This window comes from Paenibacillus sp. Soil766, from assembly GCF_001428105.1.
Lineage (GTDB): Bacteria > Bacillota > Bacilli > Paenibacillales > NBRC-103111 > Paenibacillus_E.
This window is the reverse complement of the sequence record NZ_LMSJ01000023.1, coordinates 187,783-201,984: the sequence shown is the minus strand read 5'-3', so window position 1 is coordinate 201,984 and position 14,202 is coordinate 187,783. Positions and strand designations below refer to the sequence as shown.

At 44.7% G+C, this 14,202-nt stretch carries 14 protein-coding genes; 9 read left to right on the top strand and 5 right to left on the bottom strand.

Annotated elements, in window-relative coordinates; all coding sequences use genetic code 11:
* Positions 1-18 precede the first annotated feature (18 nt).
* The 4 genes from ASG89_RS18495 (at position 19) to ASG89_RS36485 (ending at position 2,385) form a co-directional block, all read left to right on the top strand.
* Positions 19-885, top strand: a complete 867-nt coding sequence (locus ASG89_RS18495) for a DMT family transporter (RefSeq protein WP_057312314.1) — start codon at positions 19-21, stop codon at positions 883-885.
* 109 nt (positions 886-994) lie between these two features.
* Positions 995-1,624: a hypothetical protein gene (locus tag ASG89_RS18490; protein WP_057312313.1), complete on the top strand. Its 630-nt coding sequence runs from the start codon at positions 995-997 to the stop codon at positions 1,622-1,624.
* Positions 1,625-1,795: 171 nt separating this feature from the next.
* On the top strand, positions 1,796-2,113 hold the full coding sequence (locus ASG89_RS37750) for a hypothetical protein (RefSeq protein ID WP_235549814.1): 318 nt from the start codon (positions 1,796-1,798) through the stop codon (positions 2,111-2,113).
* Positions 2,114-2,238: 125 nt separating this feature from the next.
* The gene (locus ASG89_RS36485) at positions 2,239-2,385 is read left to right on the top strand and encodes a hypothetical protein (protein ID WP_157276705.1); all 147 of its coding nucleotides are present in this window, start codon (positions 2,239-2,241) and stop codon (positions 2,383-2,385) included.
* 320 nt (positions 2,386-2,705) lie between these two features.
* Here the strand turns inward: ASG89_RS36485 and ASG89_RS18480 are convergent, their stop codons facing one another.
* From ASG89_RS18480 to ASG89_RS18465, 4 genes are all read right to left on the bottom strand, one after another.
* Positions 2,706-3,941 carry a threonine synthase gene (locus ASG89_RS18480; protein WP_057312310.1) on the bottom strand — a complete coding sequence of 412 codons (1,236 nt, stop codon included), beginning with the start codon at positions 3,939-3,941 and terminating at the stop codon, positions 2,706-2,708.
* Between the two features lie 34 nt (positions 3,942-3,975).
* On the bottom strand, positions 3,976-4,722 hold the full coding sequence (locus tag ASG89_RS18475; RefSeq protein WP_057312309.1) for a YheC/YheD family protein: 747 nt from the start codon (positions 4,720-4,722) through the stop codon (positions 3,976-3,978).
* On the bottom strand, positions 4,715-5,116 hold the full coding sequence (gene panD, locus ASG89_RS18470) for an aspartate 1-decarboxylase (protein WP_057312307.1): 402 nt from the start codon (positions 5,114-5,116) through the stop codon (positions 4,715-4,717). Before panD ends, ASG89_RS18475 begins: the two co-directional genes overlap by 8 nt.
* A 211-nt stretch (positions 5,117-5,327) precedes the next feature.
* Positions 5,328-6,092, bottom strand: coding sequence for a sulfite exporter TauE/SafE family protein (locus ASG89_RS18465; RefSeq protein ID WP_057312304.1), 765 nt, complete (start codon positions 6,090-6,092; stop codon positions 5,328-5,330).
* A 184-nt stretch (positions 6,093-6,276) separates the two neighbouring features.
* Between ASG89_RS18465 and ASG89_RS18460 the strand changes: the two genes are divergently transcribed.
* Both ASG89_RS18460 and ASG89_RS18455 read left to right on the top strand, forming a co-directional pair.
* Positions 6,277-7,602 (top strand): MFS transporter, encoded by a 1,326-nt coding sequence (locus tag ASG89_RS18460; RefSeq protein WP_057312303.1) that lies wholly within the window; start codon positions 6,277-6,279, stop codon positions 7,600-7,602.
* 121 nt (positions 7,603-7,723) lie between these two features.
* On the top strand, positions 7,724-8,149 hold the full coding sequence (locus ASG89_RS18455) for a GNAT family N-acetyltransferase (RefSeq protein ID WP_235549813.1): 426 nt from the start codon (positions 7,724-7,726) through the stop codon (positions 8,147-8,149).
* Positions 8,150-8,231: 82 nt separating this feature from the next.
* Here ASG89_RS18455 and ASG89_RS18450 read toward each other — a convergent pair whose 3' ends face one another.
* A complete protein-coding gene (locus ASG89_RS18450; protein WP_057312300.1) occupies positions 8,232-9,128 on the bottom strand; it encodes an AraC family transcriptional regulator in 897 nt (298 codons plus the stop codon).
* Positions 9,129-9,450: 322 nt separating this feature from the next.
* Here ASG89_RS18450 and ASG89_RS18445 point away from each other — a divergent pair, with 322 nt between their 5' ends.
* The 3 genes from ASG89_RS18445 (at position 9,451) to ASG89_RS18435 (ending at position 14,190) form a co-directional block, all read left to right on the top strand.
* Positions 9,451-10,584, top strand: a complete 1,134-nt coding sequence (locus ASG89_RS18445) for a Gfo/Idh/MocA family protein (RefSeq protein ID WP_057312298.1) — start codon at positions 9,451-9,453, stop codon at positions 10,582-10,584.
* A 41-nt stretch (positions 10,585-10,625) separates the two neighbouring features.
* Positions 10,626-12,296 (top strand): DUF4091 domain-containing protein, encoded by a 1,671-nt coding sequence (locus ASG89_RS18440; RefSeq protein WP_057312295.1) that lies wholly within the window; start codon positions 10,626-10,628, stop codon positions 12,294-12,296.
* A gap of 1,060 nt (positions 12,297-13,356) precedes the next feature.
* Positions 13,357-14,190 (top strand): electron transfer flavoprotein subunit beta/FixA family protein, encoded by an 834-nt coding sequence (locus tag ASG89_RS18435; protein WP_057312294.1) that lies wholly within the window; start codon positions 13,357-13,359, stop codon positions 14,188-14,190.
* Positions 14,191-14,202: the final 12 nt, after the last annotated feature.

The window sequence follows — 14,202 nt, the reverse complement described above, 5'->3', positions numbered from 1 at the left end:
AATGAGGTAACGAACATCATGTGGCTACTTTTTTCCGTCCTCGCGGCTTTATGTTTTGGGCTGCGAGGAATTTTATATCATTGGTCTAGTCAGCAATCGCTGAATCGAAATGTACTGCTGTGTGGCACCTTTGCAATGGGGGCGGTTGTAAGTTTAGCCTGTGCCCTAGTTTGGCAGTCAGAATGGGAAATATCGGCGCTTATCGGGATTCAAATGGGGTTGTTCTCCTTCGGAGCTAATGCCAGCATGTTCAAAGGTTTCGCGGTCGGCAAGGCTTCCTTAGTTGCTATTCTGACGGGATTGCCATCGGTTGTAGTTGTACTATTTGCATATATCCTATGGGGTGAACGGCTGAGCTTGCTACAGCTGTTTGCTTTTGTTGTTATTGTCATAGGCATTTTATTCGTGAAGTACTCTAATGATATTACATTGAAAAACTTACAAGGTGCCGGTTGGGGTGTGATTGCGCTCCTCTTATTTGCGGCCAACGACTTGTCCAGTAAATGGACAACCCTCGTGCATGCTTCCTTATTTCCTACCTTGTTTTATATGTTTGCAACAGGCACGATTTGCTTTGCTATTTGGTGGTGGAAAGATAAGAAGAAGGACGCTCCGCAGCAAACAGCGCGAAGTACGTGGACAGAACGCAAGACGTTTCTTTTCGGCATGGGTGTTGGTATTACGAATGTCATGGGAATGATACTTATTATTCATGGATTTGCGAACGGAATTACTGGATTGGTTTCGGCGGTCGTTGCGCTGAATGTACTGATCGTGCTGTTGTATACGCGATTTATTTTGAAGGATAAATTCTCGAAACTCGAACAATCTGGCTTAGCGATTGCGATGGTTGGCATCCTCATGATGAAGCTTGTTGCCTCTTAAGATCGCATTAGCGCATGTAAATTACAACATATACTTTCTGATCTGGCGTAAATGCGTTACAATAGGAATATTCGTGCCATTAAGAATGATTCAGGAGGCTATAACGACAATGACAGACAAAGATATCGAAACACAAGCAACCGAAGAGATTGAACATGATCCAGAACGTGATCAGGCCCAAGTCATTATTACATGGTTCCAACATGTCCAAGAAATTGTGAAAGAACAATTTCCTGAGTATGAAGTCGATGGTCAAATTGGCAATAATCCAACCTACGGTCCGATGTTCGCTTTTACACTTAAAAAAGATGAGAAATCCACAGCTTGCGGATTTTTCTTGAATGAAATTATGCGTAATTTCCAATCGAATCCCAATGCAGGACTGTGGTTATCCTCATTCTTCGTAGATTTGTTAAGAAGCGACGAGAGTCACATTCTTCCGAATCCGCCTCAATCCGAAGATGAGGCCAAAGATCTACTGGACAAGCATATTGTTCCTTATTGTGCAGCAGCAGTTCGCGAGGAGTTCCCTGAGCAGAAGATCTATGTAGATCTAGAGCTTCATGAAGAGCATGGTCCAGTACTTGAAGCGGGCTTTGTTGCTGTTGAAGAGGGCAATAATACCTGTGCACTTCCACTCCAATACTTAATGACGTTATACTTATTGAATCGTGACCCAGCAGAACCATTGATTCAAGCCATGTACCGACTGTATGAAGAAAATAATTTAGGTCAATAAGATAGCAACGATTCATGCGTGAAGCACACGCCGCTAGCTCCTGATTGTAGGAGTTGGCGGCGTTTTTGTTTTTTAGGAGGCGATTGATTTGTTTGAGAAAGATTATGAGGTTTTTGGAACGAGCAAGTTCGACATGCGGAAGGCCAAAGATTAGAGATGTTGCGAAGGGACTTGACGGGAACGAAAATACTCTTGAAAGAGGTGTTGTTGCCTGTACTAGGCTCGTTTGACGGGTTAGAACTAGAATATGAGATGTTAAGCTTCTCAGGTGTGAAGATATACGGCGTCGTCTGTCATCCCATAATGCGGATCGTGTTCGAGAGGATAGCTTCATTACGCACGCTGAGAAAATTACGAGAGACCGTTTTTCATTCGAAAGGGCACGTGCTCGAAGTGTTGCAATGCTTGGTTATACCTATTTTCCATACAGCCGAGATGAGCTTGAGAAAAAGCCAAGTTTGTGCCAAAGAAATCTATATGAATGGATAGGCCGATTCGGAAATGTGCAGGGAGCGGGGTTTGGGTTGCACGCGTTGCCGGTTTATGAGCGGGAGATTTTGAGGTTTGCTCTAACATGTAACAAGCCGTTTTGTATGAAGGAAGTGTGCCACTGGTTGCAGCTTACGAGAGAAACTAGTAGTAAAATCGTACGAAACTTGGTAGCCAAAGGCTTGCTAAGACCGAATGGTGGAAGTCTGACAAGAAGCTATCAATTTCTGATCACTGAAAAAGCAATTGCACTTTTTCATCGCAGCAAGTGAAGCAATGGGTGGCGAGATCGTCGAAAAAATCGACGATCTCCGGCCTAAGAGAGTCAAAAAGCAAGGAGATCGTCGGAATAATCGACTATCTCCGGCCTAAGAGAGTCAAAAAGCAAGGAGATCGTCGAAAAAATCGACGATCTCCGGCCCAAGAGAGTCAAAAAGCAAGGAGATCGTCGGAATAATCGACTATCTCCGGCCTGAGAGAGGCAAAAAGCAAGGAGATCGTCGGAATAATCGACTATCTCCGGCTCAAGATAGGCAAAAGGCAAGGAGATCGTCGAAAAAATAGACGATCTCCGGGTCACCCTCAAGAAAAGCTATATGTTCCGATAGAGCATAAACTCATCATAGGTTCGAATGATGGGAATGGCCGCGCTCGCCCCAAGTTTAGCATATTTCATCGCATGCGAAGTGTTAAACAGTACCACAGTGTCCGTGTGGCGAAGCCAGCCATTGTCACTAAGGGCCAGCATGGCTGCCCAAGTCGCCGCGCCTTCGGGAGAAGAGGAAATGCCTTCCGCGCCTAAGCTATGCGTGGCTTGGGCAATTTGCTCTTTGGACACCGCGATGGCAGTTCCACCACTCTGCTCGATAATCGACAGAAGCAGTTCCAAATCCGGCGGGTTCGGAACACGCATCCCTGTTGGATTGGGAATAATTCTGCCGCTTACAGGCGTGGTACTTACAATCGTAGGTGTTCCCCCCAACGCTTTCGTCAAACCATCGACAATAGGCTGACAGCCCTCCTCTTGTACACAAACGAATCTAGGCATGTCGCAATTAATGAAGCCTAATGCCTTCAACTCCAAAAAAGCTTTCCACATGCCAATAATGCCTGAACCGCCGCCTGTGGGATAGATGATCACATCAGGGAACGTCCAGCCCAACTGTTCAGCAAGTTCAAGCCCCATCGTTTTTTTGCCTTCTACACGGCCGGGCTCTTTCAATGTGCCGACATTCACCCAGCCTTGCTCCATGCGGCCAGACTCGATGATCGCGGCAGCATCATGAATAAAGCCATCGACAAGTACAGTCGTTGCTCCATACATTGGACATTCATCGACAATGAGTGAAGGACAGTCCATGGGGATGAAAACAAACGCTTGAATGCCGGCTCTTCCTGCATAGGCAGCTAATGCGCTTGCTGCATTCCCGTTTGATGGAACTGCAGCTTTCGTTGCTCCGGCTTGTTTCAATAAGGAAACCGCTACCGAAAACCCGCGTGATTTAAAGCTGCCTGTTGGATTTTGTTCCTCACGTTTGATCCATAGTCGTTTGAGTGATAGCTTGCTCTCCCAGTCTGGCATTCGTAGCAGCGGTGTCCAGCCTTCACCTAGGGAAACGATATGGGACGGATCGTGAATGGGGAGCAGTTCGTGATATTTCCACATGGAAGGATACCTTAACCCAAGAGAAGTTTTCGTGAACGTTTGTGCAACTTGCTCGAGATCATAGTTCACCAATAAAGTGCCGCCGCAGTTGCATTTCATGTCTTGATAGCGGAAGGGCAGTTTTGCAGAACATCGTGAGCAATGAAGCTCCCATTGTTTCATTTCTGGACCTCCTCAGCGTCTCTAGTAGGAATGATCATGTTTGCTTCCTACCTGCATGAAATGATTTGATTTTATGGAAGGTAGATTTATTGGGCAGCTTCAGGAATAACTCGAGCATTGGGGCGAAGTTCACTTCGATTATCCAAACATGTCCTTGCTTATCAAAGGCCATATCGATCCCCATCGTTTTGACCCAACGATAGGAAGGACCGATCTGATTGGCTGTTTGTAGTGCAACCGAACGCAACTCGGCAAGGAGCGCTGAAGTCTGCATGTCCTGAAGCTCAGAACCTTGGATGGCCTTCTCTACAGTGACAACTCGACCGCCACTCCTACGAATATTGGTGATAATATAGCCTTTTCCAGCTACTTTGGCCAGCATGCCTGTCACTTGCCATTCGGATTTGGTATGTCTTTGAACCATGACTCTTAGATCAAAGGGACGCCCCTGCTTGGTCGCAAGCGGGATTCGTTGTTGAACGATATTGTTGTTGTTCGCTTTTTTCTTGATAAAGGGGGTAATGGCACTATGATCTGTATAGGTTCGAGTTTTGGAGCCATCTTGAACCTCATAGGATGAGTTTCCGGAAGATTTGACCTGTATAACACCATTGCCGCCATAGCTCCCTGTTGGTTTAATAATGACTTGACCATATTTGGTTATTAATCGCATGAAACTGTTCTCGCTCAACCATTCTGTTTCAGGCAGATGAGCTTGCAACCTCTTTGATCTTCGCAGGATTTTATGTTTGCTCCATTTGCTCGTGGATAGACTACTCATTCGCTTTCTCTTCTTGCCGCTGAATGACGAGATCATGTTCATCCACTTGAAGTAGTTGATTATGACTATCGACGAAAACGACCTGTGGTTTGAGTGCGCGAATTTCCTCTTCATCCATAAGGCCCATACTGAGAATGATCACGAGGTCTCCAGGAGAGAAGAGATGGGCAGGGGGACCGTTTAATCCAATCTTGCCGCAGCCTTCTGGAGCGGGAATCGCATACGTTTTCCAACGGGTGGCATTTCGTAAGCTTGTGACTTGAACCATTTCATAAGGATGAATATTCGCCTTGCGCATCAATAACCCATCTATGGTAATACTTCCTACATAATCCAAATCGGCTTCCGTTACAGTCGCACGATGTATCTTCCCTTTACACATTAGTCGCTGCATATGCAGTAGCGCTCCTTTATGATCACATGTTGTTCTTCACAAGGTATGAGTGAGACGAGTATCACGGTGTAGGCATGGGCCTAATTCTTTTGAAAAATGGGCTATATCATGTGGGAATTAACCTCTCTATTTCCCGGGCAACCGCAGAATCCGACAGGAAAGTGGATTCCGCTAGATAAAAAAAGCAGAGCCTAGGGGCTCTGCTTCAAGATTAAATTAGTTTAAGACCGCTAATTAATACTAAGGTGGCAATAATCGTACGAAGTACCGTTGTAGGTGCTTTCGTTGCAAGCATGCTTCCGATGAGTACGCCAGGGATCGAGCCGATGAGAAGATTAATAACGAGCGAATAATTGACGTTACCCATACTTGCGTGCAAAATACCTGCTGTTGAGGAGAGTATAAAGGCATGTGCGATATCCGTACCCACAAGCTGAGCGGGAATCATTCGGAAAAAATAGAGCATGGCAATCGCATATAAGGAGCCAGAGCCAATGGAAGTCAATCCAACAATGAAGCCAAGAACTGCGCCAATGGTAATCGTCAACCAGCGCTTCTCTTCTAATGATTTGAGCTGCCAACGATTCTCTTTCATCCGATGCCCGAAGAATACCTTGAACAACGTTGCGAAGGCTACTAGAATCAACACATAGCCGAGTGCGTGCTTGATGATTACTTCTTGATTATCGAAGAAAGAATCAAATAATTTCAGGAACACGACAGCAAGTACAACACCTGGAAGACTACCTAGGGCAAGCATTTTAACAAGCTTAAAGTCGATTGTTTTCTGCCGCCAATGCTGGACTGTACCGAAAAGCTTCGTAATCGAATTATAAAGAAGATCTGTTCCTACAGCAATGGAAGGATGGATACCAATTAAAATAAGTATGGGAGTCAGCAAGGAAGCGCCGCCTACACCTGTCATTCCGACCAGAAAACCAACGATTAAACCCATTAGAATAATACTCAAAGTCATGTTGTCATGTCCTCTTTTCATAACCCACTAAACACATTGGATTAATTTTAGTCCTGCAAAAGGCATTTGTAAAGAGAAATTTTCCAAACTCGACTCTATCCCGAGTAAATCACTTGCTATTCATCAATTCTGGAATGGTTTACAATGGATAGATGTGTCAAAGTCAGCTTAGGGAGGACAATTCATGAGTAATCGAACTACCGTGATGGTCAGTATTGTTCTGGCCATGTTAGTCGCGTCTATGGACACCACTATTGCCAATACAACGATGCCGATCATTGTGAATGACATTGGTGGAAACAGCCTATATGCCTGGGCATTTACATCATATATGGTGTTATCTACGGTTCTAGCCCCTCTTGCAGGGCGTTTATCGGATTTATTTGGGCGCAAACGCATATATGCCGCGGGCATTTTGTTATTTCTAGGAGGATCAGTTCTCTGTGGATTAGCAGACACAATGGTGCAGCTCATTATTTTCAGAGCGATTCAAGGGATTGGTGCAGGGGTGATGATGCCATTTCCATCTATTATTGCTGGAGATATCTACCCTGTGGAGCAGCGAGGGAAGGTTCAAGCTTTTTTCACAGGCATGTGGGGATTAGCAGCGATTCTAGCTCCTACGTTAGGCACGTTTTTTGTAACCTATTTGAACTGGCGATGGATTTTCTTCGTGAATGTTCCAATATGTCTCATTGCATTACTTGCCTTGCTCCCTTACAAAGAAGTGTATCAACCGAAGAAAGCGGTAATTGATTATTGGGGTGCACTTTTGTTTGCCGCGGGGATATCATCGATACTTCTAATAACCGTTGCGCATTCCTATACATACATCTATGGTGCCGTTGGTGTGGCACTGCTCATTGCATTCTTTCTCTATGAAAAAGGGCATGCTGCCCCAATTGTTCCCATGACGTTGATGCGCAATAAGCCTGTGGCTTTGATGATAGGCGGCTCATTTCTTAGTTGTGCGGCCCTTTTCGGGACGTCCAGTTTTATTCCCTTATTTTTGCAAAATCAAGGGCATTCGCTGTTCATCAGCGGGATTGCGCTTCTTGGCACCTCTATCGGTTGGATGGTTGTCGCAATACCGAGCGGGAAATGGGTGATTCGCTTCGGCTATAAGCCGTTGCTGTTAGCGGGCAACGCATTACTTGTCGTCACAGCCGTTCTACTATTCTTTATCCGTGAAGGCACCTCATTTATTTACGTTTTCAGTACACTTACCATGCTTGGACTCTCATTTGGACTTCTGTTTACGGTATCAACGATTGGTGCTCAGCAGCTAGTCGAGGCCCATCAGAAGGGGATTTCGACCTCGCTGCAGCTATTCGCCCGTAACATCGGAACGGCGGTCAGTGTCACGGTGATGGGCTCGATCGTAACGAAATCTGAGGTATTCTACACCGGCATTCATGGGATGTTCGTTTATGGGTTAATAGCAAGCATTGCAGCTTTTGCTGTACCTTTAGCGATTCGTTCAGTAGGTAAAGAGCCATTGTCAGGATAGTACAATGCATAGAAAGCAAACATTGGCGCTACGAATTGACGCAAGTTGACAGCCTGCACCCATTTGTAGAATATTAGAGATATACGAATATAGAAAGAAGTGAGCGTACGTGCTGTTAAATGTGAAATCCCGCCTTCAAGAGGGTGATATTCAACAATTGCTTGGCTATAGTGTGTTTCCAGATCCTGAAAGTCTTCAAGAAGCCCTCAGTCACTATGAAAATAATGAAAACACATGGTTATTTGCCTATGAATCGGAAGGTTTACCAGTCGGAATTATCGGCTTCGAGCTGAATGAGAAGCAAGAAATGACGCTTCGTCACCTTGCAGTTGAACCCGAGAGCAGAGGGGAAGGCTTCGGACGTGGCATGCTGCTTGAAATTATTGATGACATGCAGCCAGTTCGTATTACGGTGGAAACGGATGAAGAGGCCGTGCAATTTTATCGCAACGTTGGATTCGTGATTCGCAGTCTTGGTGAGAAATATCCAGGCGTGGAGCGGTTCCTATGCACGTATGAGGTTGAGGAAGAAGACGAAGACGCGTGAGCTAGATGAGTAATTGAGAAATCCCGAGGAACTGCTAAGTTGCAGCTTCTCGGGATTTTGTTGTAAATGATAAGATAAGTGTCTACATACGGGATTTGACCGTTCTTGCATACTCGGATGGACTCATTAAGGTTGCTTTCTTAAAGGCCTTGGAGAAATAGTGAACTGAGCTGAAGCCTAGTTTCCTAGAAATCTCAGTGAAATTATATGTTTCTTCGCGTATCAAGATTTTGGCTTGATCGATTTTTAATTTGGCAAAGTACTCCATAATGGTATAGTTCGTGTTTTTTTTGAAAAGTTCCTTGAGCTGCGTTTTACCCACACAGAACACTTGGCTGATTTCGTTTAGAGTAAGATGAGCATCGATATGCTCCGCCATATAACTCATGACTTTGCTGGTCAAATCATGGACCGACTTCTCTTTAGCAACTGTGGAGAGAGGTGTATCGACTTCTGCCTGAGCAGATTTCCGTAGCAGACGCACTAAGAGAATTTCTAAGTAGCTTTGAATCATTTGTTCACTGCCTACAGGGGCATCTTGCCTGCGCACAAGGGGATGACCGAATGGGAATTCGAAGGCTTGTTGTCCTTCTCGTACGATTTGGGCAAGAAGATTACGTTCCTCATCATCTAAGTGCAGCACTTTTTGCTCAAAAAATTGCATAGCTTTCGAATGACAGTCGAACGTCATAACGATTAAATTGGGGGCTTTTCCTTTGGTTGCGTAGAAGCTATGAAATTCATTCGGTTTATGAAAAATGATGGATCCCTGTTTAAGTAAATAGCGGTGATCATCCGCATGAACTTCCACTTCGCCGCGATCGACATAGAGAAATTCCCAGAAATCATGCTTCTCCCCATTGAACGAATAATCCTTACCAAACTCGAAGTAATGCATCGTAATAACTTTATTAATTACCAGACTCATCTTCAAATGTGTCCGCTGATACTCGGTCGTGTTCGTTTTGCTAATCGCCATGGGTGTCACTCCTGATCTTTCGATGCAATGCGTATAGGTCTATCATAACACAGCAGAAATGAGAAAACTTCTATCGAGGCCATTCAATGATGAGCGACCGCTATTCTACCCCACAAAGTGACGATAAGCTTCGAAGTAAATTCCGATTACTTTGTGGGGACCCCGAGAGATGTAAGTTTTATCGCCAATAAGAAAGCTGTTTTCGGAAGCCGAAAACTTATACTTTCTTATGTGGTAACAAAAAAATCGGCTTTTAAGACAAAGAAAAACACCAATCTTTCTTTTATAATCAAGGTATCGTAAAGTTCGAGGGGGAGCTAGCATGAAGATAGGCGTTATTGGATATGGGCATAGGATTGAGCATGTGATTAAAGAAGTAATGAAGGCAGATGCGGACTGCCGAATTGAAGCCATTGTTGATGTACGTAAAGATCAGATTAAAGCCAAGTTACTTGAGCAAGGGTGGGATCACATTAAGTACTATGATACACCGGAACAAATGCTGGAGACAGAGCAGCTAGACGGGGCAATGATTGGCACACGCTGTAATTTGCATACAACAATGGGGTTAAAAGTGTTACAACATGATCTACCTCTTTATATCGAAAAGCCAGTAGCTACTAACTATGAAGATCTACGTCGGTTGAAGCAAGGTTATGAAGCATCTAAGTCGCCAGTCGTCGTATCTTTCCCCTTGCGGGTAACCTCCATTGTGGAGCTGGTAAAGGAGATTATTCAATCGGGTAAAATTGGCACGGTAGAACATGTTCAAGCGATTAATAATGTGCCGTATGGCCGCGTTTATTTTCAAAGCTGGTATCGAAACGAGCTAGAAACAGGAGGGTTATTTCTCCAAAAAGCAACACACGATCTTGACTATATTCAAGCTGTACTAGGGCAGAAACCAATCACTGTTTGTGCGATGACATCCAAGCAAATTTTCAAAGGACATAAATCCGCTGGGCTCAAATGTGTCGATTGTGAAGAGAATCGCACCTGTTTGGAGAGCACTGTCCATTCTACAGAAGAGTTAGATCCAACCTGGCAATATTGCTGCTACGCGGAAGATACGGGAAATGAGGATTCTGGAAGTGCACTGTTTCAATATGAAAGCGGTATGCATATGTCCTACTCGCAAAACTTCTTTATTCGAAAAGGTGCTGCTGCACGTGGAGCTCGATTCATGGGGTACAAGGGTACTGTAGATTTTGATTTCTACACAGGTGTAGTTAAAGTGTATATGCATCATTCAGCGCGCGTGGAGACCTATGAGATCGCAGCTGGCAGTAATCATTTTGGCGGTGATGAGAAGTTGGCTCGGAGTTTTGCAGCGATTATGAAGGGAACGGCGGATTCAGTTTCGACGCTTGATGATGGTTTGATGAGTGCTCTGATGTGTATCAAAGCGCAAGAGTCTGCACGAACCGGGACATTCCAAGCTTTAAATTGGGATTAAAGGATACAATCGAGCTTTCTATTTTTGGAGGGATTATACACATGGACCCAAAGGATACTTTTCAAACCATTTGCTTGAGCTCGTTATCCAAAGTTTTTGCAGATGAAGCTCCACATGAAGTGACCTACACACATGCATCAGCACTGAAAGATGAGCATTTCGCTTTCCAAATTGCCTATACCTCAAATCAATTAATGAAAAACATTGGTGTGGAGGTATATTCCACTCTGGGGCTTCCATTTACAATTCGTGCTGTAGGTCTCGTTCCATCAGAAATGCCTTGCTATGCGGACCATGATTCACACGTTCTGCGAACGACGCCAGGGTTGTATCCCGACCCCTTGTATCCCCTTGTGGGTTCGACCGTAACGGCACTTCCCGGCCAATGGAGATCTGTGTGGATCCATGTTGAATTAGATTCGTCAGTTCATGCGGGTACGTATAACGTACTTGTAGGATTCAAATCGCCCCAGGGAGAGAAGCTTAGTGAAGAAGTGCTGGAACTCACAGTACTCCCAGCAACACTTCCGAAGCAGAAGCTCATCCATACGGAATGGTTTCATACGGATTGCCTTGCGACACATTATAACATTCCTGTATTCAGTGAGGAGCACTGGTCCCGCATCAGGCAGTTTCTAGATACTGCAGTTAAACATGGTATCAACATGATTCTGACGCCGATTTTTACCCCACCGCTAGATACTGCAATTGGAGGCGAGCGCCCAACGGTTCAGCTGATTGATGTGTATGTAGTTGGAGGTAAAATCGATGGCAACACGACATATTCCTTTGCGTTTTCAAAGTTAGAGCGTTGGGTAGCACTTTGTCAGGGAGTTGGTGTCGAATACTTCGAATTCTCACATCTGTTTACCCAATGGGGGGCTAAACATACGCCTAAAATCATGGCTAGTATTGACGGTGTAGAGCAACGGATTTTCGGTTGGGATACTGATGCTACAGGGGAAGCCTACGCTCATTTCCTCGAGCAACTCATTCCAGAATTGGATCGCGTCATCCGTCGACTAGGCATCGCTTCTAGCAGTTATTTTCATGTGTCGGATGAGCCTACCCAAGCAAATTTTGATACGTATAAAAAAGCGAGTGATCTCGTTCAGAAGCTCCTACCTCCTGATTACCCGATTATCGACGCACTGACAGAGATTTCTTTCTACGAGCAGGGGATTGTCCAGAAGCCGATACCATCGAACGATCATATTGAGCCTTTCCTCGAAGCAGGTGTCCCTGATTTGTGGACATATTATTGCTGCGCACAGTACAAAGAAGTGTCGAACCGTTTCTATAACATGCCGTCCGCTCGCAACCGGATCATGGGCTTACAGTTATACAAGTTTGGCATACAAGGATTTCTACATTGGGGATATAACTTCTACTACTCTCAGTATTCCATTCAACCATTGGACCCTTTCAAAGTGACAGATGCCTTACACGCCTTCCCTTCAGGAGACAGCTTCCTAGTTTATCCAGGTGAAGCGGGGCCAATTGAGTCAATTCGGTTGGAAGTATTCCATGAGGCGCTGCAGGATTTACGAGCCTTGCAATTGCTTGAGACGCTGATCGGCAAGGAGCGTACAATCGCCTTAATTGAAGATGGTTTGTCAGAACCGCTTACGTTCGCTGTTTATCCGCGTAGCACAGAATGGATGCTCGAAGTAAGGGAGCGAATAAATCAGGCGATTGCAACATACAGTTGAATAGGATTGAAACATGAAAAAGCTGCTCCCGATAGGGATCAGCTTTTTTGGTCTTAACATATTATGGGTGTTGATCTAATAATAATGTTCACTTTAAAACCAAGTTAATTAATGGGACTCAGTAGACTCACGCCACCCAGTAGACTCACGCCACCCAGTAGACTCACGCCACCCAGTAGACTCACGCCACCCAGTAGACTCACGGCCACCCAGTAGACTCACGGCAACCCTATAGATTCACACCACTGCTTCCCCCCCCTATATATCTTTAAAAACAATTTTCTGAGGTATCTACAATAAATAAATGGATCTTGAAGCCTCTTTTAGTGAGAACGATATATGTTTTTTTGAGTGGAGGTAGCTAGGCTCTTTAATGAAAGGATAAATTTTAGAATTTTTTAAGCGTTTATTTCAATTAATTTCAAATCACGTGTAGATACCACAGAAAATGGGTTTCCGTGAAATAGTCAGTCGAATGGGCTCATGGCAATTTACAGAAATACCCATTAGTTTGCGAAATGGAAGTCAATATGCGCTTGCGTGACTCTTGTAGATACAACAGAAATTGGCTTTCCTTTGAATAGTCAGTCGAATGGGCAAATGGTAATTTACAGAACTACCCATTAGTTTGCGAAATAGAAGTCAATATGCGCTAGCGAGACTCTTGTAGATACCACAGAAATTGGCTTCCCTTGAAATAGTCAGTTGAATGGGCTCATGGCAATTGACAGAAATACCCATTAGTTTGCGAAATGGAAGTCTATACGTGCTTGCGTGACTCTTGTAGATACAACAGAAAATAACTTTTGTGAATAGTCAGTAGATCGTGAGCATGTGTCTGAATTTTTTCAGAGGCTTTAGTCAAATTCCGTACCCTCGCGCATATACTGTGTTAGATTCTTATCTTTATGCTTGTTCGAAAGGTTGTTAAATGCCTAAATCCACTGAAAGCGATTTCGCATCGACATTTACGTGACAAAATTCACAATGATGACAGGCTCTCACACACCTGTTGTCAAAACATGCAAGCCAGTCCCCGCAGAAATAGGAGGGTGCAGAGATGCTGCATATTGTCGTCTGTATTAAACAAGTTCCGGATTCTAGAGAAATTCGCATTGATCCCAAGAATAATACGCTCATTCGTCAAGGTGTTCCCAGCATTGTGAATTTCTATGATATGCATGGCTTGGAAGAGGCATTACGCATTAAGGATGAGCAAGGTGCTCGCATTACAGTTGTCACAATGGGACCGCCGCCAGCTGAAAAAGGACTCAAGGAATGTATTTCGTTAGGCGCCGATGATGCGGTATTGGTGACGGATCGTGGTTTTGCTGGAGCGGATACACTAGCTACGTCGTATGTGGTTGCTCGTACAATTCGCAAAATTGCGGAAACGTGGGGGCCGGTGGATATCGTTTTTTGCGGAAAACAAACGTTAGATGGTGATACCGGACAAGTTGGCCCAGGAGTTGCATGCCGATTGGATTTGGAGCAACTCACTTATGTCAACAAGGTGGTTAAAGTCGATGAAGAAAAACGCAAAGTGCGTGTTCACCGATTGCTAGAGGATGGCATTGAAGTGGTTGAGACAAGCATGCCAGTATTAATCACCGCATTGAAAGAGCTAAATAAAGTGCGACGGGCATCACTTCCGGGCATGATTCGAGCGGCTAGATATAAGCCTACTGTGTGGACAACGGCTGATTTCCCAGACTTGGAGCGGGCTAAGATTGGACTCAAAGGCTCGCCGACAATTGTAGCCAAAACGTGGGTACCCGAGATTAAAGCAGTGAAAACGCAAATGATCACTTTTGATAGTCCAGAAATTGGCGCGGCTCAGCTGGCCGACAAGTTATTAACAAAGGACATGCAGACCCTATTAGATTGGGCTTGATAGATAGGAACG

Coding starts and splice junctions, on each gene's coding strand:
- ASG89_RS18495 (WP_057312314.1), top strand. CDS start 19: ATGTGGCTACTTTTTTCCGTCCTCGCGGCTTTATGTTTTGGGCTGCGA.
- ASG89_RS18490 (WP_057312313.1), top strand. CDS start 995: ATGACAGACAAAGATATCGAAACACAAGCAACCGAAGAGATTGAACAT.
- ASG89_RS18480 (WP_057312310.1), bottom strand. CDS start 3,941: ATGAAACAATGGGAGCTTCATTGCTCACGATGTTCTGCAAAACTGCCC.
- ASG89_RS18475 (WP_057312309.1), bottom strand. CDS start 4,722: ATGAGTAGTCTATCCACGAGCAAATGGAGCAAACATAAAATCCTGCGA.
- panD (WP_057312307.1), bottom strand. CDS start 5,116: ATGCAGCGACTAATGTGTAAAGGGAAGATACATCGTGCGACTGTAACG.
- ASG89_RS18465 (WP_057312304.1), bottom strand. CDS start 6,092: ATGACTTTGAGTATTATTCTAATGGGTTTAATCGTTGGTTTTCTGGTC.
- ASG89_RS18460 (WP_057312303.1), top strand. CDS start 6,277: ATGAGTAATCGAACTACCGTGATGGTCAGTATTGTTCTGGCCATGTTA.
- ASG89_RS18450 (WP_057312300.1), bottom strand. CDS start 9,128: ATGGCGATTAGCAAAACGAACACGACCGAGTATCAGCGGACACATTTG.
- ASG89_RS18445 (WP_057312298.1), top strand. CDS start 9,451: ATGAAGATAGGCGTTATTGGATATGGGCATAGGATTGAGCATGTGATT.
- ASG89_RS18440 (WP_057312295.1), top strand. CDS start 10,626: ATGGACCCAAAGGATACTTTTCAAACCATTTGCTTGAGCTCGTTATCC.
- ASG89_RS18435 (WP_057312294.1), top strand. CDS start 13,357: ATGCTGCATATTGTCGTCTGTATTAAACAAGTTCCGGATTCTAGAGAA.